We start from the raw sequence: 19,294 nt of genomic DNA, 5'->3' as shown, positions 1-19,294 counted from the left end.
CTAAGGATTATTCCTCGGATCCATTTTTATTCCCTTTTACTTCTTCAATATAATTGTATACGGTGTACCGAGAAACACAGAGCAGGTCTGCAACATGTTCCACAGCACCCTTGATTAAAAAGGCGCCACGGTCCTCCAATTGCTGAACGATCATCAATTTGTCCGCTTTGCTCAAATAAGCAACGGGCTTGTTGATCGATTGAAACACCTCTTCCACAACTTTTTTCAAAATTTCAGAAACATGAAAACGGTTTCGTTCCGCCTCCACCGTCTGTCCCAAATCTTCTGTCATCACAAGGTTGTTGATCGCCTTGTTTGCCAAAAGAAGATCGGTTACATCGATATTGATACACATGGCACCAACAACGGATTCTGTTTCATCCTTGATAAAAATCGTTGAAGATTTCAAGGTTCGTCCCGCCCCGACAATATTCTTGTACTTGATCATCGACTCTTCATACTCTCGATTCAAATAGGCTTCTAGTCCCTTGGTCAGCATACCGCTTCCCAGGGTTCGTCCTGTCACATGTCCATTGGCGATCGCAACAACCGAATTCTCCAGGTCGCTAAAATCGTGTAAGACAATTTCGCAATTATCGCCTACTGTCCTTGATATGGCTTCCACCAACGGCAACATTTGCCGTAGGATCGGATGTATTTCTCGTTGTTTCAAATCAATCACCTCCGGTATTTTAAACCCAGTCGCTTATATCCAGGCGCTCGCCTTCTGCCCATACTTTTTCCAGTCCGTAAATCTCACGCTCTTCCTGATGGAAAATATGCACAATTATATCTCCGTAATCCAAAGCGATCCAACGACCACCCCGAACCCCTTCCTTGTGCTTGGGTTCCACGCCGGCTTCCGTTAATTTATCTTCAATTTCCATGGTAATGGCCGCGACTTGACGATCATTGCTTCCACTGACAACCAAAAAGTAATCAGCAATCGAAGAAAGTCCAATTAAGTTGATGACCTCGATATCCAAGGCTTTTTTTGTGTCCGCCGCTTTAACGGCTATTTCTAATATGGTTTGATTATCCTTCAATCCGTTCCGTCCTCTCTGTGATGTTTCTCCATAAATCATTGCGCGCTTCAATGGTTCGCGGATGAATATAGGAATGGTTCTTCAATAAGTATTCCAGGGTTTGATTCATAGCAATATACACTGCTCGATCCAGATCTTGAAAAGCCATGCTCCGCAAGCGATCACTTCCAGGATGAACGCGTCCCGGTTCCACACGATCTGCCAAATAGATGACCTTTTCCAAAAGGCTCATCCCACTTCGTCCCGTGGTGTGAGTTGCAATCGCATAGTAGATCTCTTTATCTTCAATTCCAAGGGCAGACTGCATAAAATCTGCTGCCATCCATCCATGGCTCAATTCCTGAGAAGCCGCAGTTTCCTCATCCAATGCCAGTCCAGAAGCTTCTAACGCTGCGTCATAAGCTTCCTTGTCCTGCCACTTGTAAAAATCATGCAAGAGCGCTGCCCATTCCGCACGTTCTGGATCAACTCCATACCGCTCGGCCAAAAGCTGAGCAGTATCGACCACACGCAGTATATGCTCAATCCGCGAAGGGCTTAGGTTTTTCTTCATTCTTGCCAGTATCTCTTCTTTTGTCACGACTCGGAACTTCCTTCCTTTTCTTTTCCCATTAAGCAGTAAACCACTTCTGGTACCTGAAAGCGAATAGACCTCCCCCGATTCCAATCCTCGCGGATGGAACGGGATGATATTCCAATCTGTGGCATTTCTACCCAAGAAAATTTTACCGGATATAAAGATTCCAATCGAGAAATTTCCTGCTGACATCCTTCCCGCTCAAAAGGCGGACGTGCCACAACACCAAAATCTGTCAATCGAAAGATCTCTTGAATTTCCACCCAAGACTCCAATTGAAATAAAGAATCCGCGCCGATCAGAAAAAACAAGTGGGCCGTCGGCCAATTTGCGTGCACCTCTCGCAGGGTGTCCACCGTATAGGATGGTTTGTCCCGCTTGAGTTCAATGTTACTCACCTGAAAACCAGGCTGACCTGCAACCGCAGCGGTAACCTGCTCAAGCCTTTGTTCCGGCGAGTATCCAGGCTCAATCTTGTGGGGCGGTATGCGATTAGGAATAAAGATGACCTCATCCAATGCAAGCTGATCCCGAGCGCATTCCGCCAACACAAGATGTCCCATATGAATGGGATTAAAGGTGCCTCCAAACAAACCGATTCTTTTCATTTAGACCCGTGGCAAGACAATCTTTTTGTTGTCTTTTGATTCTCGATACAAAGTAAATTTGTTGCCAATTGCCTGCACAAATTCCGCATTTGTTACTCGGGCTAATTCGTTTGCGGTTTCCTTTGCATCCAAAAGACTATTGTTCAACACCTTACATTTTATCAATTCTCTTGCATCCAAAGCCTGATTAATCTGCTCGATAAAATTTTCAGTAATCCCATTTTTCCCAATTTGGAAAAGGGGTTGCATATCATGCGCCAATTTTTTTAAATACGTTCTTTGTTTTCCGTTCATCTTCTCTCCTATTCAAAGAATTCAAATTCCACACCACAGATGACAATCATATCTTCCTCTTCCGTTCCCATCTTTTTCAGGGTTTCAACCACGCCCAAATCACGTAATTTTCGTTGGAAGTAAACGACAGAATGATCATCCTCAAAATTCGTGGACATCAAAATCTTTTCTAAATAAACACCATCTACATGAACCACTTCTTCAATGACTTCATAGGTGATTTCACGATCTCTTTCACGATCGTTGCCGTACGTATCTTCCACAACCTCAACGATCTCTTCTTCAAACTCGGTAGTCTGCAATTTATGGTAAATCTTATTCTTCAAGGCTTGCACCCCATCCCCTGTCGCTGCCGACATGGCATAGAAGTCATAGCCTAAAGCACGAACCTTCGCTTCAAATTCCACAATTTTCTCTGCAGCATCCGGCAAGTCAGTTTTATTTGCTACAACAATTTGCGGTCGGCTTGCCAAACGCTCATTATAGCTAACCAACTCATGATTGATGGTCATAAAGTCTTCATAGGGATCTCGGCCTTCACTGCCTGATACGTCTACAATATGGACCAAAAGTCGAGTTCGCTCGACATGGCGTAAAAATTCATGGCCGAGTCCGGTGCCTTCGTGGGCGCCCTCAATCAAGCCTGGAATATCAGCCATGACAAAACTCTCGCCTTGCCCGACTCGAACAACGCCAAGATTGGGATGAATCGTTGTAAAATGATAATTCGCAATCCGTGGTTTCGCCTCCGACACCATAGATAGGAATGTCGATTTTCCAACATTAGGAAATCCACAAAGTCCAACATCGGCCAAAAGCTTCAGTTCAAGGATAATCATACGTTCTACACCTTTTTGTCCTGCTTCCGCAAAATTCGGTGCTTGGCGAGTCGAAGTAGTAAATCGTGCATTGCCTTTTCCACCGCGACCACCCTTGGCCACAATAAAGGTTTCTCCAGGGTTCACCATGTCTGCAATGATATTACCAGTCTCTTCATCTTTTACGATGGTTCCCTGAGGCACCTTTACATATAGATGCTCACCTTTTTTCCCGTACTGCGTTTTTGCACGTCCATGCTCCCCAAGGGGGGCACGAAAATGACGGCGGTACTTAAAGTCCACCAGGGTGTTGATTTTTGGATCAACAATTAAGATTACGCTTCCGCCGTAACCCCCATCGCCGCCGGCTGGTCCGCCTGCCGGTTCGTATTTCTCTCTACGCCATGCAACCGCACCATTTCCACCGGCACCGCCTCTGACTTCAATTCTCGCTATATCTACAAACATGGTTCACCTCTGTTTTTCTCGATTACTTTTATTATAACTAAATCTTTATAAAAAGAAAACCTACCCAACCGGGCAGGTTTCAATTACACTCTTGGATATACGCTCACTTGCTTCTTGTCTCTTCCTTTTCTTTCGAATCGGACGACACCGTCAATCGTTGCAAATAAGGTATCATCGCCTCCACGCATTACGTTCAATCCTGGATGGATTTTCGTTCCACGTTGACGAAACAGGATATTTCCTGCCAAAACAAATTGTCCATCCGCACGTTTCGCGCCGAGTCTTTTGGATTCGGAATCGCGACCGTTTTTGGAGCTACCTACACCTTTTTTATGGGCGAATAGTTGTAGATTTAACTTCATCATCTCTACACCTCCCTGTATTTTAGTTTTACATATCTAGGATAGGCTTCCACAACATCTTGCAATCCGATTAGGATTGTTTCGAAAATTATTTTCGCCTGTTCTCGTTCTGATTCTTGTAGATTATTTGGAAGTATTACCTGTAAGTAACCATCTTTCAAATGAATCTCAGGTTTCACACCCGCGATTTTTTCTAGCGCGTTTGCCCCTGTTTGCGTCAATACTGATACCGCCGCGCAAACAATATCTTGTCCCGCTTCTGCGAATCCGCTGTGACCCTTGATTTCGTATCCAATCACTTGATGATTCGATCGAAATATCATCACCCGTACCACTATGCGTTGATCTTTCCGATCGTCACTTGTGTATATGGTTGACGATGACCTTGCTTTTTGCGATAGCCTTTTTTTGCCTTGTATTTGTAGACGATAACTTTTTTAGCTTTGCCGTTTTTCTCGACCTTCGCTTCAACCGTTGCGCCTTCAACATATGGCATGCCAACTTTAACATCGCCTTCAGCATTAACAAACATTACTTTATCAAACGTTACCGCGTCGCCAGCTTCAACGTCCAACTTTTCAATAAAAAGCAAGTCGCCTTCCTGAACTCGGTATTGTTTACCACCAGTTTCAATAATTGCGTACATAGTTTACACCTCCTTAAACTAGACTCGCCAAAAATCAGGTACGGTTTCCCGTTTCTAACCCATTTTGTGCGGCTTTCACAGAAATAAATTGTACCACGGTTTATCTAGAATGTCAAACTCTTGTTTTCGTTAATATCGGTAAAATTCGAAGGAACTCCTCTTCTTGATCCAAAGGCTCCCAAACTACCTGTTTCCAACACGAAGGCTTGACCCAAGTTTTCCATGCATTCTCTCTTCTAAGCTGATTGATCAGACCGGGATTCCCCTGAATTCTCACACCACTTGAGCAACCAACCTGTCGCAAAGCAAGACCAAAACGCCACAAGGCATAAACAACCGTAGGTGCATCATAAGAACCCAAGAGCTGTTTCATACTCGCACCCCGTTTCGTCCGAATCAATTCAATCAGCCCCATGCCTGAAGGGCCATAGACCTTAATGGGATGAGAATCGGTAATACGAGCAGCTGTCACCTCACGGGTAGTCCGTTTCGCTTTCCGCTTGTCAATCACATCCATAACGACCATGCCTCCAATATTTCGAAGACGCAATTGCCGCATGGCTTCCCGAACAGCGAGGGTGTCGATTGTAGCAATAGATGCTTTGGCCGAGCCCCTTCGATTGACGTCAATGGCTGTCAGCGTTTCTAGTTCCTCAAGCAAGATTTCTCCTTGATGGTCCGAGATAGAAACAGCTATTTTACGAAGGCCTAACCAATCCTGCCAGCAGGGGTCCAATGGATTCTCAGACTGTGCAAAATCTATATTCCATGCTTTTGCCCAGATCTGGTCTTCTGGGTCATTGCTGATCAATTGATCTGCTTGTTTCAACCAGCGACTAAAAAAGGACGGTTCCGAATCAACTTCTACCAAAATGGAACGCAAGGATTTTGTTTTCTTAGCTTCTTCGACAACACTTTCATAAGCACGGATCAGACCAGCCAGTTCATTTTCCACCTGTTCTCTGCATGCGTCAGCAGCCAATGTTCGTAAAATGACTCCCGAGCCCTCGGGACAGACAAGGCTTGATTCTAGAGCAGCCCGCATCTCTGGATTGCGAATTTTAGTCGATATCGAAATCCCAGCTTCATTTGGCAAATAAACCATAAATGCTCCGGGTAAGGCAATTCGAAGGGTCGCTTTATCTGCTTTTTCCCCGGACTCAGCACGTCGAATCTGTACCAAAAGTCGTTCTTCCACATCCACACACGCCGCAATGGTCTTCCCTCGTTCTTTTCTTGCCGGATCCAGATCCGCCCAACTTAAATAGGCCTCCCTGTCTCCCAGATCCAAGATTGATCCATTAACCGCCGGCAAGACCTTCTTTACCCGCGCGACATGCAGTTGGTAACGGGGATCTTCCTCACCCGTTTCCCAAACCTGCAAGTCTGTCAATTTTCCATCTTGCTCCACCGCATAGATCGTCAAAGCTTGGCTTCGGTCAATTCTCAGTTTCATCGCTTTCTCCTATAAAAGTGGTTTTCGACCCTGTTTCGTATCGCAATAGATCTCAAGGCGACGAATATTCGGCATGGTCATCTCAGGATATAAGACCGGCAATACCTCTTCTGGTTTCAGGTTGCCATTGCTGCCGGTTTTCAACATCATCACAAGTTCTTGACTATCTTCTACCCACTCGATCGTATCGACCCATTGACGGATCTCTACCTGCTTGCTAACCATTTGCTTTTTCTTCTTTCGTCGACGAGTTGTCCAAATCTCTTTCTCTGCCAAAAAGGCCTCAATTCTCGTCTCAGCATCAGCTGGTTTTCCCTCATCGGGGAAGGCAACTGCGTATCGCGACCAAGCAACGATACTCATTAAAGATTTTGGCGCATCTTCGATTTTTTCCGCATGAAGGATTTGAATTCCCGCTGGCAGAGCCTCGTTCAATTGCTTCATAAACGATGTTCGGCTGACCTCTTCCGCCATTTCGACTTCCATATATTCAGCTTCGCTCTCCATCCCCAAGGCAAGGGCCATGGCAAAATTCATCTTTTGCTGTGGGTTGTACCCTTGAGAGTAAGCGATGGGCAAGTTCGCTCGTCGAATAGCGCGCTGCATAGTCCGCATTAAATCCAGGTGGCCGATATAACGCATGTCCGCTTTCTTTTCAAATTTGGCTCGAATAATCATTGGCACACCCCTTTCCCATAGGTCTCGATCACGCCACAAGCCTCACAGTTATTTCGGCAGTCCGGAGTAATGGTCTCATTTAGAGCACGCTGATACTCTCGCCATAAAAATTCTTTTGTTACACCGACTCGCAAAAAGTCCCAAGGTAGAATCTCATCAAAATCTCTTGTGCGATTGGCATAGAACACAGGGTCTAGTCCCACTTCTTCAAAAGCAGTCAACCAGTTGTTCAATTTAAAGAACTGTCCCCAGCCATCGAATACGCAGCCGTTTCTCCAAGCCGTTTCAATAGCTTTGCCCATGCGACGGTCGCCCTTGGCAATTACAGCCTCAATATAGCTAGTAGCCGCGTCATGGGTGCTGAAGGACACCTTAGGATCACGTATGCTCTTTTTCAACATCACTTGTTTCTCTTTGAATTCATCCATGGTTGGCTGTCCAAACCACTGGAATGGCGTGAATGGCTTTGGTACAAAACAGGCAGCACTCACATTGATGCGAAGATTTCCCTTTCGCTCTTCACGCGGAATCTGGAAAAATTTCTCCTTGACCTGATAGGACAAGTCTTTGATTCCCATGACATCCTCTTCAGTTTCCGTTGGCAAGCCAATCATAAAGTATAGCTTCACCGTCGACCATCCCATTTGGAACAATTCTTCAGTGGTTTTTATGACATCATCTTCCGTGATTCCCTTGTTGATCACATCGCGCAAACGCTGAGAACCAGCTTCTGGTGCAAAGGTAAGGCCTGATTTTCTCACTTCTTGCATCTTCTTCAAGAGTTCCTTGGGGAAGGTGTCCAGTCGCATAGACGGCAATGACAAAGAGACCCGCTTTTCAGCGAATTTTTCTGTCAACTCATTGATCAAGGGTTCGATTTCCGTATAGTCACTAGAACTTAAAGAGGAAAGACTGAGTTCCTCATATCCTGTACTTGCTTCCAGTTTTTCGGCCAATTGGACCAAGGTGTCTTTTTTCCTTTCCCGCACAGGACGATAGATCATCCCTGCTTGGCAGAACCGACATCCCCGGGTACATCCGCGGAACAATTCCAACATCACCCGATCATGAACCGTATCAATAAATGGCACAATCATTTTTTCTGGGAAATATACCTCATCCAAGTTCTTCAGGATGGTGCGTTGCACCACCAATGGTGCCTCCGCTACCAAGGCGCGGCGAGACTGAATGGTTCCGTCTTCCTTATAATCCACCTCGTAAAACTCCGGCACGTAAATGCCCTCTAAGGAAAGCAGGGATTGTAAAAATTCTTTCTTGGAAGAAAAGTTCCCTTTTTCGTAGCGGCGCATAATTTCGAGGGTAATATCCTCACCGTCGCCGACAACAAAAAGATCGATAAAATCGGCCAGGGGCTCCGGGTTATAAACGCAAGGTCCTCCAGCAATCACCAGTGGATCTGATTCTAAGCGGTCTTCCCTTCGCACTTCAAGTCCGCCAAGATCCAACATATTCAGGATATTGGTGAAGCTCATTTCATACTGCAAAGTAAATCCGACAAAATCAAATTCCTTTAGAGTCCGTTTGGTCTCCAAACTAAAAAGGGGCATGCCCTCTTTTCGCATGATGGCTTCCATGTCCGTCCATGGAGAAAAAACGCGTTCACAGGCCAATCCTTCTTCTTCATTGATGAGTTGATACAAAATATGTCCGCCCATATGAGACATTGCGATCTCATAAAGATCTGGAAATGCAAAGGCTAAACGAACCTTGGCTTCTTGTTTGACTACACTATTGATTTCCCCACCTGTATATCGCGCGGGTTTTTCGACCTTTGGCAAGATCCTTTCCAATTGCTTTTGATTAATCATTAATTTCCACCTTTCTAAAAATGCATTCTTATTATATACAAAATAATTCTGAAAAGAAAGAAAAAAGGGAACAGCGTCCGCTATTCCCTTCCAAATTATTTCTTGTTTCGCCATTCCATCAGATTCAATTTCAATGCTTTAACAACGATTTCGGCACCGCCCAGGTTTGTTACCAAGGGAATTCGATGTACGTCACAAAGTCTCATCAAGGCCATTACATCCTGCTCATGGGGTTGGGCTGTCAATGGATCCCGAAGGAAAATCACCAAATCCATTTCGTTCGATGCAATCTTGGCACCGATCTGTTGATCGCCACCCAAAGGTCCCGACATAAATCGATGAACCTGCAGGTTGGTTTCTTCCATAATTCGTTGCCCCGTGGTTCCCGTACCAAACAGAGTATGCTCCTGAAAAACTGCTTCATAGGCAACAACCAATTGCATCATTTCTGGCTTTTTCTTATCATGAGCGATTAATGCGATATTCATCTTGTCGCCTCCCCTTTTTTCCGAAGCGGAACATCCGCGACGATAGAACGTGAATTGCGGCTCTGACCTGGATGTGCCTCAATAGAAACCGAGACATTGCCTGGCTCAATATCAATATGTTTTGAAATCGCAAGGATAATATCCTTACGAATGGCCTCAATCACATTGGGTGGAATGCTGGCACGGTCATGGATCAAAACCAATTGCAAGCGTTCCTTGGCCACATGTTTGCTTTTCGGATCTGTTTTCTTTGTTTTCTTGAAAAAGTTAAACATCGGCTACCCTCCTATTTTGACCATCGACTAAAAAGTCGAGTCCATACGCTGACCTGTTCATTCAAATCCATCAAAGGCACTTCCTTGCCTTCGATTCGATCAGTAATATTTTGATAGGCCTTTCCGGCAAAGGACTTTTTATTGTAAATTACCGGTTCGCCCTTGTTGCTGGCGACCACGATCTCACTATCGTCGGGAATAATTCCCAAAAGATCCACAGCAAGGATTTCCACCACATCGTCAATCCCCATCATCTCACCTTTTAAAACCATCTCTGGCTTAATCCGATTAATCACCAATCGAGTAGACGGCACCTCAGCGGCTTCAAGCATCCCGATAATGCGGTCTGCATCCCGCACTGCGGAAACCTCTGGTGTTGTCACTACAAGGGCTTCATCTGCACCAGCAATGGCGTTTTTAAAACCCTGTTCAATACCTGCTGGACAATCAATCAATACGTAATCATAGTCTTCTTTCAGTTTAGCTGTCAGAATTTTCATCTGGTCTGGCGTAACTGACGATTTATCCCGGGTCTGTGCCGCGGGAATTAAAAACAAACCTTCTAATTTTTTATCCTTGATCATCGCCTGTTTGGGTCTACAAGTCTCTTCTACAATATCCACAAGATTATAGACAATTCGATTTTCTAGGCCTAGAATCACGTCTAGATTGCGCAGCCCGATATCGGCGTCGATTACAACCACTCGCTTTCCTGCCAATGCTAAACCGGTTCCCAAATTGGCTGTTGTCGTGGTCTTTCCAACCCCGCCTTTTCCTGATGTTACAACAATCACTTTGCCCATGGTTTTCCCTCCTGTCAAATGGTTGAAATACTTATTTCGTGTTGCTCGTTCAAACGAGCAATTTCTCGTTTTCCATCTTGCTCTGCGCGATCCGGTGAGCGAGCGATTACGTCAGCAATCCTCAGCTGCAAGGGTTCCAAGCGATAGGCCGATACACTCACACCATCATCGCCATTGATCCCTGCATGAGCGGTTCCCCTAAGGGCACCAACGACAACGATATTTCCTGTTGCAGTCAATATGCTACCCGGATTGGCATCACCCATCAAGACCAAATCACCCTCTACATCAATCCTTTGTCCCGATCGAAGGGTCCTTGCAATCACATGCAGTGGCACTCGTTCCGGTCCACTCTCAGCGGAAGTTTCTTCAATTTCTTTCTTCGGTTGATCCTTGCAAGCTTCCTCCTGCATGGCCTTTAGATCAAAATCTGATTCCACGATCTCTAAAAGCCTTGCTTCTTCGTCTTCTCGAAGATTCCGCCCCTGAAAACCAGCAAACTTCGCCCCCTTGAAAAAGCCCTTGGATTCTCGCATCATTTCAGTGACTTCGTCGCATATTTCTTCAAATCCAGGTTCGAAAATCTGGATTGCAAATCCCTTCGAATTTCCTTTTACTTGCACAAACTTGCCCATCTCGACTCCTATTCCATCAATCTCGGCTTGGCCGCGATCGGACTCTTCTCACTATTCAATCCCAAATACTCCGCAATCACATCACGCGCAGCAGCACCCATGGCACCACCGGACCCCGTTTGAAATCCAATAACCGCAACAGCAATCTCTGGCTCGTCATAGGGTGCAAAAGCAACAAACCAACCAAATTCGTCATAAGGCTCTCCCGTCACTGGATTCAAACCATCTTTCTCGGCAGATCCCGTCTTTGCTCCCACCTGAATCGGGAAATTCGCAAAGATAGATCGAGCGGTTCCTTCCTCCGTAGTCTGCAACATGGCTTCCTTGATCACCTGCAGAGCACCCGGAGATTCGAATTCCAATTGTTCATACGGCTTGCTTCCATACACAATTTCATGACCTTCCTGGTCGACCACACGGTCCATCAAGGTCAATTCATATCGCTTGCCACCATTGGCTAGGGTTGCTACGTAATTCGCCATCTGAAGCGAGGTATAAGCATTATCGCCCTGACCGATACTCATGATGAGTTCATCCCCCATTTTCCAAGATGCAAAGTTCAGATATGAGTATTTAATCACATCCTTGAGGGATTGTCCATCCTCCATAGGCATATCCGGCAAGAGACCCATATCCAATAAACGCCTTCTTACCTCAGAACCCGACAAAATTGGCTCAATTTCTACCCAAGAGCTAATTTCCTCGACCCAATCCTCCATCTGATCTGCATCGGGATTTGTTTCTTCCGGCACAAACTCCGACAGATGCTTGTTTAGCCAACGCTGCAAAGAGGACTTCATGGCGCTTTGCTTTTTCGCCTCACTCGGCACGCCGGCCGATTTCTCACTGGGAATGGAAATCTCAATTCCAGTTTTATCATTTAATCCAAGTTTTGTTGCCATAGCCAAGATATCCTCAGCAGAGGTACGAGCCGACAATCGTTCACCCGTCTGCTGATTTTCTCCCAAAACCAAACTATAAAAATAATAGTTACAGGAATCAGCGATGGCATCCCGCATATCTTCAGGTCCATGGCTATAATGATAGCGGTTCCATATCCAACATCCATAAGTTTGGGTGCCAATCTCTACAAATCCCTTGGTATTAATTTTTTGTTTCGGATTGACCCCGTTTTCCAAAGCTGCCAAGGCGGTCACCATCTTAAAGGTAGAACCCGGCTGAATCATAGATTGCGATGCAATATTCAATAGAGGACGCGGTGCAATCAAATCCTTTTCGTTTTCTGGCAAAAGTGCATCCCAATCACTCTGGGAAATTCCCACCGCAAAGAGATTTGGATCATAATCCGGTACATTGGCAATGGCAATGATCTTCCCCGTCTTCACATCGATAGCCACCATGGCCGCCGATTTTGCATTGGGTTTAGCTTCTTTATAGTTGTAATTTCCCCAGGGACTTTCATAAACCCCTGCCACCTGCATAGCATCCAGACTCTTAGCCAAAGCCTCCTCAGCCATTTGTTGCACATGAAGATCAATACTTAAATAGACATTGCCCCCTTGAACGGGCTTTTCTTCCTTCACCACATTCAAGGTTTTACCGCGAACATCCACTTCTACATCCTGACTACCCGGCGTTCCCCGAAGCACGGACTCGAATCGATTTTCTATTCCTGTTTTTCCAATAAATTCATTGGGTGAATACCCCAATGAATCGATATACTTTTCAATCTCGTTTTGTTGAGATATTTTTCCCAAATACCCCAGCGTATGAGCAGCGGCCGATCCATTTGGATAGGTTCGAACCGATTTGAAATTCACCTGAACCCCTGGCATGCGATACTCATTTTCCATCAACTTGACAATGCTTGTCGCATTCAACTGGTAAGCGACATCAATGGCCTCATAAGCCCGATAGCCCTGTTTATTCATCAGAGCAATTAGATTCAAGGTTAACATTTTCTCTCGGTCTGTCCAGGCCGAATTCAGACCATAGCGCTCAGCCAAAACACCCAAAGCTTCTTTCGCTTGAGTTTCTGCCGGCACCTTGTTGGCTTGCTTCCAATTATCCAAAAGTAAAATCGCTGTATACTTCCATTTAGAAACCGATATGCCCGGATTTAACCCATGAGAGAGAATCAACTTCTGTGCCTGATATTTAAAGGAATCAGATAGAATCACTTCTTTTAATTTCCCTTGTGCATGGGCTTCTTCCACCACAACCTGCATAAGGGAAGCTGTTTCGGGTAGTGCTAATCGAGCCCGCGCCTCCGCGGTCCACATGGCAGCATCCTCTTGATAAGCGACGGTTCCGCGTTCCGATACACTAACCGTTATCGGCAGCTGCAAAAGATCAACCACGGCACGGCCCAGGTTCTTTCCATCGGACGTTACCGACAAAGCCATCTCTTCAGCAACCAATTGATAGGCGATCTGATAAAAGTCTTCTGCCGCTTGACTTTCCGCTGTGATTCCTGAAAAATGCTGCGACAGGCTCCGCTTCTTGTCCAGACGATCCTCTTCAAAGGTATATTCATAGGCCACCAATTGAAGATTGGGATCTTCCTTCCCATAAATCTCAAAAATATTTTTCCTCACAACAGGATGGGCCATCCATTCCCGCAGATCATTTTCCTGCTCCAAGAGTGCTTGGGCCAATCGAGCCATATCGTTTTCGTTCTTGACTCCTTGACTTTCCTCATCCCAAAGTCGCATCCAAGATTCATCATCCCGCGAGAGTATCCAAAGAGCGCGCTTTGCGCTGAATTGTCCCCCATATGGCGATTCAATTATAACCTGACTCAAAACAGACTGAATCAAGTCTGGTCGTTCCTTCAGGTAGGCAAAAAGATCGACAGGTAAAATGTCTCCATTCACCTCTCGCACCAATCCATTCATGGTAATAGGCAATTCATTCACAACGCGTTCTGCGTTTTGATCCAAGATTGTCCCCAAACGCCAAAGGGTTTCATTGCGCTCTGCCTTCTTAATTTCATCCTTGGACAATTGCACAACAAAGCTGGGTTGATTCCCAGCCAAGAGTTGTCCGCTGCTATCGAAAATCATCCCACGACTTGCGGGAATCTCCACCTGCTGAAGACGACGACTATCAGAAATCTCTCGATAGTCTTCCCCTTGGCTGATTGTTAAATCTGCCAGACGTATTGTCAAAAGAATCAGAAGGATCCAGATTGCAAAAATAAAAAAATAAAATCGATTCTGAAATAATTGTTTGATATTCAAATCCTTCACCCTTTTTCCTTACAGTAAGGTGCTCTTATAATCCTTGCCAGCTTCCCGAATTAAACGCGGGAAAAGCCACATCACACCAATCCATATGACCATATTGACGATTGCTTCCATGCCTGCATAAGGCAAAATTTCGATGCCCCATTGATAATGATAGCCAAAGAAAAACAGAAAAAAACCCATCATTCCATAGGTCACTGCTGTAACCAGCCCCATCATCAGCATCAAATAGATCTTCTCCGCTTCCCATTCCGATTCCTTGACTAAGGAAAATACCCAGCCCACGGTTAGGTAAATCAGTGTCCAAAGCCCAAGAGCAGGAGAGAATAAGGAATCCATTAAAATACCTAAAATAATAGCCGAAACTGCTGCAGGCAAAAAGCCAACAAAAAGCCCAACAGAAGCTACAAATAATAGTATTAAATTGGGTTTGCCCATGGCAAAGGGAAACAGAGGTAAAAATGCAGTCTCCAATAAGAATACCAATAAGCCTAAAAGCAGTAGACGCAAATAATCCTTATATCGTTCATTCATATTCGGCCTCCCGAATAATAAAGACCGACTTGATTTTTTGAAAATCCACCAGGGTTTCCACTTGCAGATGCTTAACCAGTTGATCGCCCTCTTTTTGAATGGAGGTCACCTCGCCAATCAATATTCCCGGCAGGTAATAATCACTGATCCCTGTCGTAACCAGGTCATCACCCGTCGCCACATTGGCTTCGGTATTAAAAAGAAAGCCCTCGTGAACGGTGTTTAAATCGCCTTCCAGAATCCCCTGGTCACCCGTTCGAAGAATCTCGAAGGCGATATTGGTTTCCTTGTTAGCCAAGGTTTGTACAACAGCATATCCCTTGCCCACCTCGGACACCTGACCAATCAATCCGTATGCGCCAAATTGGCCCTCATCAATGATCCCTGTCACCACAGTATCATTAGGCTGAATCCCCGCATCACTTCCCTGATCAATCACAAAGGTTTGAAACCAGATCCCCTTTGATTTAGAAATCACCCGCGCTTCAATCACAGTTCGGTTATTTTCCTTCCTTGCCTCCCATGCAGCAGCCAAATAGGCTTGCGATTCCATCACCGCTTCCGCAGCCTGTAGCTCCGCATCTTTTCGAGCAAGCTCCAGTTGCAAGGCTTCATTTTGCTCTTTTAGCGTCGACCACTCCCCAAGGGAATTTGTCCATCCGCTGATCGCCGTTCCCATTCGATTAATCACACGCTGCATAGGTACAACTGATTCAAGCGCAGGATTATTAACAGTTTGAGAAACACCAATGGCGCTAATCACCAATAAGACCATCACAATCATAATCAAACCGGCTACAATCCATTTTCTATTTGTCTTCATGAGCCGCCATCGTTCCTTTCATCATGTTCAACTTAAAATGATTTTTCAGCAGAGGATACAATCGTTCCACCGGCAATCCCACTACATTGGAATAGGAACCGCGTATCCCTTGAATAAAGGGTTCGGCATATCCCTGAATTCCGTAAGCCCCAGCCTTATCGCCATAGTCTCCGGCATCCAAATAAGCCTCGATCTCAGCTTCGCTCATAGCCGAAAAGCTTACCCAGGTACATTGATGGTCCACCAGCTTAATCTCACCCTGAAGCAAAGCAATTCCAGTAAGCACCATGTGGGTCTTCCCCACCAGCGCTTGAATCATATTCTTTGCATCTGTTCGATCCTTTGGCTTTCCTAAGATCTGTTTTCCCTGACACTTTTCACCAACGGTACTAGGCGTAACGACAATTGTATCTGCGGCAATCACCAAGTCGTCTTCTTCCACTTGCTGTTGCACATCAGCCGCCTTTTGATAAGCCAAACTCATGGCTAGGGCAGCAGGATCAAGCGAGTCATCCATGACCTCTTCAACGCTACTTTCCACAATAATAAAGTCTTTGATATATTTACTTATGATTTCTTGCCTTCTAGGCGACTTCGACGCCAAAACAATTTTCATGATTATACTCCTACAGCCAGCGGTACATAATCATCGCAATGATCACACCCGCAATACTCATCAAATTTACATGAAACAAAAATCCAAGGGTAAATTTAAATAAGTGAAGATCCAAATGAAAACTAGGATCCAGACCGATGGTAACCGATTTTGCCAAGAGCGGGAAAATCCCACCCAGTAGTTCACCAAAAATTCCGCCTAATATAAAGCCCACCAGTAAAAACACCCATAAAATGCTACCTCTTTTTTGTCTAGCCATATGTTCTTCCTCCTTGAGCTTCTCCTTTCAAGTGTACCATTCCTAGTGGCTAAAAAAAAGAGGCTTTGGCTCTTCTTATAAAGCCCAATGATCTTTTTTTAATTTAACCTCTTGATTCAAATGCTTGTGCACGTTTTTTAGTTGATCAATAATGTGTATACTTTGGGGGCAAAGGGTTTGGCACCTCCCGCATTCAACACAAGCACTTGCTCTTTGTTCCTCTTTGTACTTATCCTGATAAACATGCGCTGCCCATTCCAGATCTTCATACATAAAGGATCGATTGTAATGCATAAAATTTCCTGGTATATTCACACCAGCCGGACACGGCATGCAATATTTGCAATCCGTACAAGGGATTTGCGCCCGCAATTCAATTTGCTTTTTTACCTCTATATAGCGTTTCGCTTCTTCCTCATTGATGACACCCGCTTCCAATCGATCGGCGACTTCAATATTGTCTTTCACTTGATCAAGGGTGGACATGCCACTTAAAATCACTTTCACATTTTCAAAATTTGCCAGCCATCTGAATGCCCTTTCGACCTGGCCAAGTCCCAGTTCATCATTCCAAATATCTGTAATTGATTGCGGAAGATTGGCCAATTGTCCCCCCTTCAAGGGTTCCATAATTGCCATCGGTATTCCTCGGGTCTTTGCATAAGAAATGGCCTCCACCGTCGCCTGTACATCGATATCCTTGTAATTCATTTGAATCATCGCTATGGACCAGTCATAGGCATCCACAATCTGCTCAAATAATTTTTTGTCGCCATGAAAGGAGAAACCCGCCTCTCGTATCTTGCCTTTGGCTTTCATTTCATCTAAAAATCTCAACCCATCAAGTGCAAGTATCTTATCCCATCGTTCAGGGCGCAGTCCATGCATCAAATAAAAATCAAGATATTCCACATCCAATTTAGCCAATTGCTCATCCAAGTATTTCTCTAAATCTTCCCGCTTTTCAACCTTCCAAACAGGGTTTTTTGTGACTAGGATCGCTTTTTCACGATACCCGTCCTTCAGGGCTTTCCCGACAACTCGTTCCCCATTTTCTTGGTGATAGGGATAGGCCGTATCGATATAATTAATACCATGATCCAAGGCATATCGGATCATTTCAATGGCTTTGTCTTCATCGATCCTGCCATAGTCACCGTCAATGACGGGCAATCGCATACAACCAAGAGCCAAGATTGACGACTCATAACGTTCGTTGATCTTCCTGTATTTCATTTTCGTCTCTCCTTTGTTCACCGGATAAAAAAATCCAAAATCCACCTATACACGATTGTTTTATACAACCACCTCTTTGCAAGACAATCACCTTTTCATTATATAAAAATATAAACACATGCAACAAGCCTTTTCTTGTAACCGACATTTATGGACCAATAAAAAAAGCCTCCCAAACGGGAGGCTCTGATTCTTAGGCTTCTTGTTGTTTCGCAGCTGCTGCAGCTGCTTTTTTATCCGCCAATTCTTTCAAGCGAAGTTGTGGGAAAATAGCGCCCGTTGGACACTTCTTCGCACAAATTTTACAGTTTTTACAAGCCGCGTAGTCGATCTTCGCTACTCCGTTCACCATATGAATGGCATCAAACGGACAAGCTTTCACACATAAGGTACATGCGATACAACCAACTTGGCAAACATCTTTAACTGCCTTGCCTTTATCTAGATTCTTGCAATCAACAAACACCTTTTGTGATGCCGGTACCATATCGATTACATTCTTTGGACACGCCTTTACACAAGCCTTACAGCCAGTGCACTTGTCTGGATCCACTTTAGCAATGCCGTCTACGATATGGATCGCATCAAAGGCACACGCCGTTACGCAGTCTCCAAAACCCATACAACCATACTCACAGCCCTTGGGTCCCTTTTGTACAGCCATGGCCGCCTTACATGTCTCTACGCCGTAATACTCATATTTGTCTACAGCACTCTCACTTGTTCCATTGCAAGCAACTCGAGCAACTTGTTTTTCTGAGTCTCCCGCAGCAACACCCATAATTTCAGCGATTTTTGCAGCCGTAGCCGCTCCACCAACTGGACAGCCGTTAACGGGAGCAATTCCCGCTAATACAGCCTTCGAAAAACCGTCACATCCAGGAAATCCGCAGGCACCACAATTGGCTCCCGGTACGGCTGCCCGCACCAAGGTTTCCTTTGGATCCACTTTGACGGCAAATGCTTTCGATGCTATGGAAAGAAGCACGCCGAAGAATAAGCCCACTGCTCCGAGGGCAATTATTGCATATACGATTAAATTCATTCTACGCCTCCTATCCGATGCTAAATCCGGCAAAGCCTAAGAAAGCCATTGCCATCAATCCCGCCGTGATCAAGGCAATTGGAAAGCCTTCCATCGCACGCGGCATATTCGATAACTCCAAACGCTCCCGGATCCCTGCGAAAAGAATAATCGCCATGGAAAAACCAAGGGCAGCGCCAACAGAGTTGACAACCAATTCAATAAGATTGAATTCCATTTGGATATTCAAGATCGCAAGACCCAATACCGCACAGTTGGTTGTAATCAAGGGAAGATAAACCCCCAACGCTTCATAAAGCGTCGGACTTGCTTTCTTCACAAACATTTCTACCAATTGTACCAAGGAAGCAATGACAAGAATAAACATAATGGTCTGCAAGTAGCCAAGGCCAAACTTGTCCAAGACCAAAATTTGAAGCATATACGTAATCAACGACGCCAACAGCATAACAAAGGTTACTGCCATACTCATGCCTACTGCCGTTTCAACTTTTTTTGAAACCCCTAGAAACGGACAAATTCCCAAGAAACGTGCCAGGATAAAGTTGTTTACAAAAAGAGCGCTAATAAAAATCGCAAATAGATTCAT

The 19,294-nt window shown here is 45.0% G+C and carries 24 protein-coding genes; all 24 read right to left on the bottom strand.

All coding sequences use genetic code 11. The features are described from left to right. Positions 1–7: 7 nt before the first annotated feature. Positions 8–673 carry a helix-turn-helix transcriptional regulator gene (locus AC25CA_RS06490; protein ID WP_486816242.1) on the bottom strand — a complete coding sequence of 222 codons (666 nt, stop codon included), beginning with the start codon at positions 671–673 and terminating at the stop codon, positions 8–10. A gap of 19 nt (positions 674–692) precedes the next feature. Continuing rightward, positions 693–1,046 (bottom strand): ribosome silencing factor, encoded by a 354-nt coding sequence (gene rsfS / locus AC25CA_RS06485; RefSeq protein ID WP_486816241.1) that lies wholly within the window; start codon positions 1,044–1,046, stop codon positions 693–695. Continuing rightward, positions 1,036–1,626: a bis(5'-nucleosyl)-tetraphosphatase (symmetrical) YqeK gene (gene yqeK / locus AC25CA_RS06480; RefSeq protein ID WP_486816240.1), complete on the bottom strand. Its 591-nt coding sequence runs from the start codon at positions 1,624–1,626 to the stop codon at positions 1,036–1,038. The genes rsfS and yqeK overlap by 11 nt, the downstream gene beginning before the upstream one ends. Continuing rightward, positions 1,623–2,231 (bottom strand): nicotinate-nucleotide adenylyltransferase, encoded by a 609-nt coding sequence (gene nadD, locus AC25CA_RS06475; protein WP_486816239.1) that lies wholly within the window; start codon positions 2,229–2,231, stop codon positions 1,623–1,625. The genes yqeK and nadD overlap by 4 nt, the downstream gene beginning before the upstream one ends. Beyond that, positions 2,232–2,525 carry a ribosome assembly RNA-binding protein YhbY gene (gene yhbY / locus AC25CA_RS06470; protein WP_486816238.1) on the bottom strand — a complete coding sequence of 98 codons (294 nt, stop codon included), beginning with the start codon at positions 2,523–2,525 and terminating at the stop codon, positions 2,232–2,234. An 8-nt stretch (positions 2,526–2,533) separates the two neighbouring features. Further along, positions 2,534–3,811 (bottom strand): GTPase ObgE, encoded by a 1,278-nt coding sequence (gene obgE, locus AC25CA_RS06465; RefSeq protein ID WP_486816237.1) that lies wholly within the window; start codon positions 3,809–3,811, stop codon positions 2,534–2,536. An 83-nt stretch (positions 3,812–3,894) separates the two neighbouring features. After that, the gene (gene rpmA / locus AC25CA_RS06460) at positions 3,895–4,176 is read right to left on the bottom strand and encodes a 50S ribosomal protein L27 (RefSeq protein ID WP_486816236.1); all 282 of its coding nucleotides are present in this window, start codon (positions 4,174–4,176) and stop codon (positions 3,895–3,897) included. Positions 4,177–4,178: 2 nt separating this feature from the next. Next, positions 4,179–4,496 (bottom strand): ribosomal-processing cysteine protease Prp, encoded by a 318-nt coding sequence (locus tag AC25CA_RS06455; protein ID WP_486816235.1) that lies wholly within the window; start codon positions 4,494–4,496, stop codon positions 4,179–4,181. Between the two features lie 11 nt (positions 4,497–4,507). Next, positions 4,508–4,819 carry a 50S ribosomal protein L21 gene (gene rplU, locus AC25CA_RS06450; RefSeq protein ID WP_486816234.1) on the bottom strand — a complete coding sequence of 104 codons (312 nt, stop codon included), beginning with the start codon at positions 4,817–4,819 and terminating at the stop codon, positions 4,508–4,510. 112 nt (positions 4,820–4,931) lie between these two features. After that, complete coding sequence (locus tag AC25CA_RS06445) at positions 4,932–6,275, bottom strand: ribonuclease E/G (protein WP_486816233.1); 1,344 nt, start codon at positions 6,273–6,275, stop codon at positions 4,932–4,934. 9 nt (positions 6,276–6,284) lie between these two features. Further along, entirely contained in the window at positions 6,285–6,953 is a 669-nt protein-coding gene (locus AC25CA_RS06440; protein ID WP_486816232.1) for a TIGR03936 family radical SAM-associated protein, read from the bottom strand. After that, complete coding sequence (locus AC25CA_RS06435) at positions 6,950–8,782, bottom strand: TIGR03960 family B12-binding radical SAM protein (RefSeq protein WP_486816231.1); 1,833 nt, start codon at positions 8,780–8,782, stop codon at positions 6,950–6,952. Before AC25CA_RS06435 ends, AC25CA_RS06440 begins: the two co-directional genes overlap by 4 nt. A 95-nt stretch (positions 8,783–8,877) precedes the next feature. Beyond that, positions 8,878–9,270, bottom strand: a complete 393-nt coding sequence (locus AC25CA_RS06430) for a methylglyoxal synthase (protein ID WP_486816230.1) — start codon at positions 9,268–9,270, stop codon at positions 8,878–8,880. Further along, the gene (gene minE, locus AC25CA_RS06425) at positions 9,267–9,545 is read right to left on the bottom strand and encodes a cell division topological specificity factor MinE (RefSeq protein WP_486816229.1); all 279 of its coding nucleotides are present in this window, start codon (positions 9,543–9,545) and stop codon (positions 9,267–9,269) included. Before minE ends, AC25CA_RS06430 begins: the two co-directional genes overlap by 4 nt. 11 nt (positions 9,546–9,556) lie before the next feature. Continuing rightward, positions 9,557–10,348, bottom strand: coding sequence for a septum site-determining protein MinD (gene minD / locus AC25CA_RS06420; protein ID WP_486816228.1), 792 nt, complete (start codon positions 10,346–10,348; stop codon positions 9,557–9,559). Positions 10,349–10,362: 14 nt separating this feature from the next. Beyond that, on the bottom strand, positions 10,363–10,983 hold the full coding sequence (gene minC, locus AC25CA_RS06415) for a septum site-determining protein MinC (RefSeq protein WP_486816227.1): 621 nt from the start codon (positions 10,981–10,983) through the stop codon (positions 10,363–10,365). A gap of 8 nt (positions 10,984–10,991) precedes the next feature. Continuing rightward, positions 10,992–14,186, bottom strand: coding sequence for a penicillin-binding transpeptidase domain-containing protein (locus AC25CA_RS06410; protein WP_486816226.1), 3,195 nt, complete (start codon positions 14,184–14,186; stop codon positions 10,992–10,994). Between the two features lie 18 nt (positions 14,187–14,204). Next, positions 14,205–14,726 carry a rod shape-determining protein MreD gene (gene mreD, locus AC25CA_RS06405; protein ID WP_486816225.1) on the bottom strand — a complete coding sequence of 174 codons (522 nt, stop codon included), beginning with the start codon at positions 14,724–14,726 and terminating at the stop codon, positions 14,205–14,207. Further along, the gene (gene mreC, locus AC25CA_RS06400; RefSeq protein WP_486816224.1) at positions 14,719–15,549 is read right to left on the bottom strand and encodes a rod shape-determining protein MreC; all 831 of its coding nucleotides are present in this window, start codon (positions 15,547–15,549) and stop codon (positions 14,719–14,721) included. Before mreC ends, mreD begins: the two co-directional genes overlap by 8 nt. Then, entirely contained in the window at positions 15,536–16,165 is a 630-nt protein-coding gene (locus tag AC25CA_RS06395; protein WP_486816223.1) for a Maf family protein, read from the bottom strand. The genes mreC and AC25CA_RS06395 overlap by 14 nt, the downstream gene beginning before the upstream one ends. Before the next feature lie 10 nt (positions 16,166–16,175). After that, on the bottom strand, positions 16,176–16,424 hold the full coding sequence (locus AC25CA_RS06390; RefSeq protein ID WP_486816222.1) for a DUF4321 domain-containing protein: 249 nt from the start codon (positions 16,422–16,424) through the stop codon (positions 16,176–16,178). A 75-nt stretch (positions 16,425–16,499) separates the two neighbouring features. Further along, on the bottom strand, positions 16,500–17,660 hold the full coding sequence (locus tag AC25CA_RS06385) for an aldo/keto reductase (protein ID WP_486816221.1): 1,161 nt from the start codon (positions 17,658–17,660) through the stop codon (positions 16,500–16,502). Between the two features lie 193 nt (positions 17,661–17,853). Continuing rightward, positions 17,854–18,705, bottom strand: coding sequence for an RnfABCDGE type electron transport complex subunit B (gene rnfB / locus AC25CA_RS06380; protein ID WP_486816220.1), 852 nt, complete (start codon positions 18,703–18,705; stop codon positions 17,854–17,856). 10 nt (positions 18,706–18,715) lie between these two features. Further along, positions 18,716–19,294 (bottom strand): electron transport complex subunit RsxA, encoded by a 579-nt coding sequence (gene rsxA, locus AC25CA_RS06375; protein WP_486816219.1) that lies wholly within the window; start codon positions 19,292–19,294, stop codon positions 18,716–18,718.

Source organism: Gottschalkiaceae bacterium SANA (genome assembly GCA_036323355.1).
Lineage (GTDB): Bacteria > Bacillota > Clostridia > Tissierellales > GPF-1 > GPF-1.
Note: the sequence above shows the minus strand (reverse complement) of the source record. Positions and strands in the feature narration are given on the sequence as shown.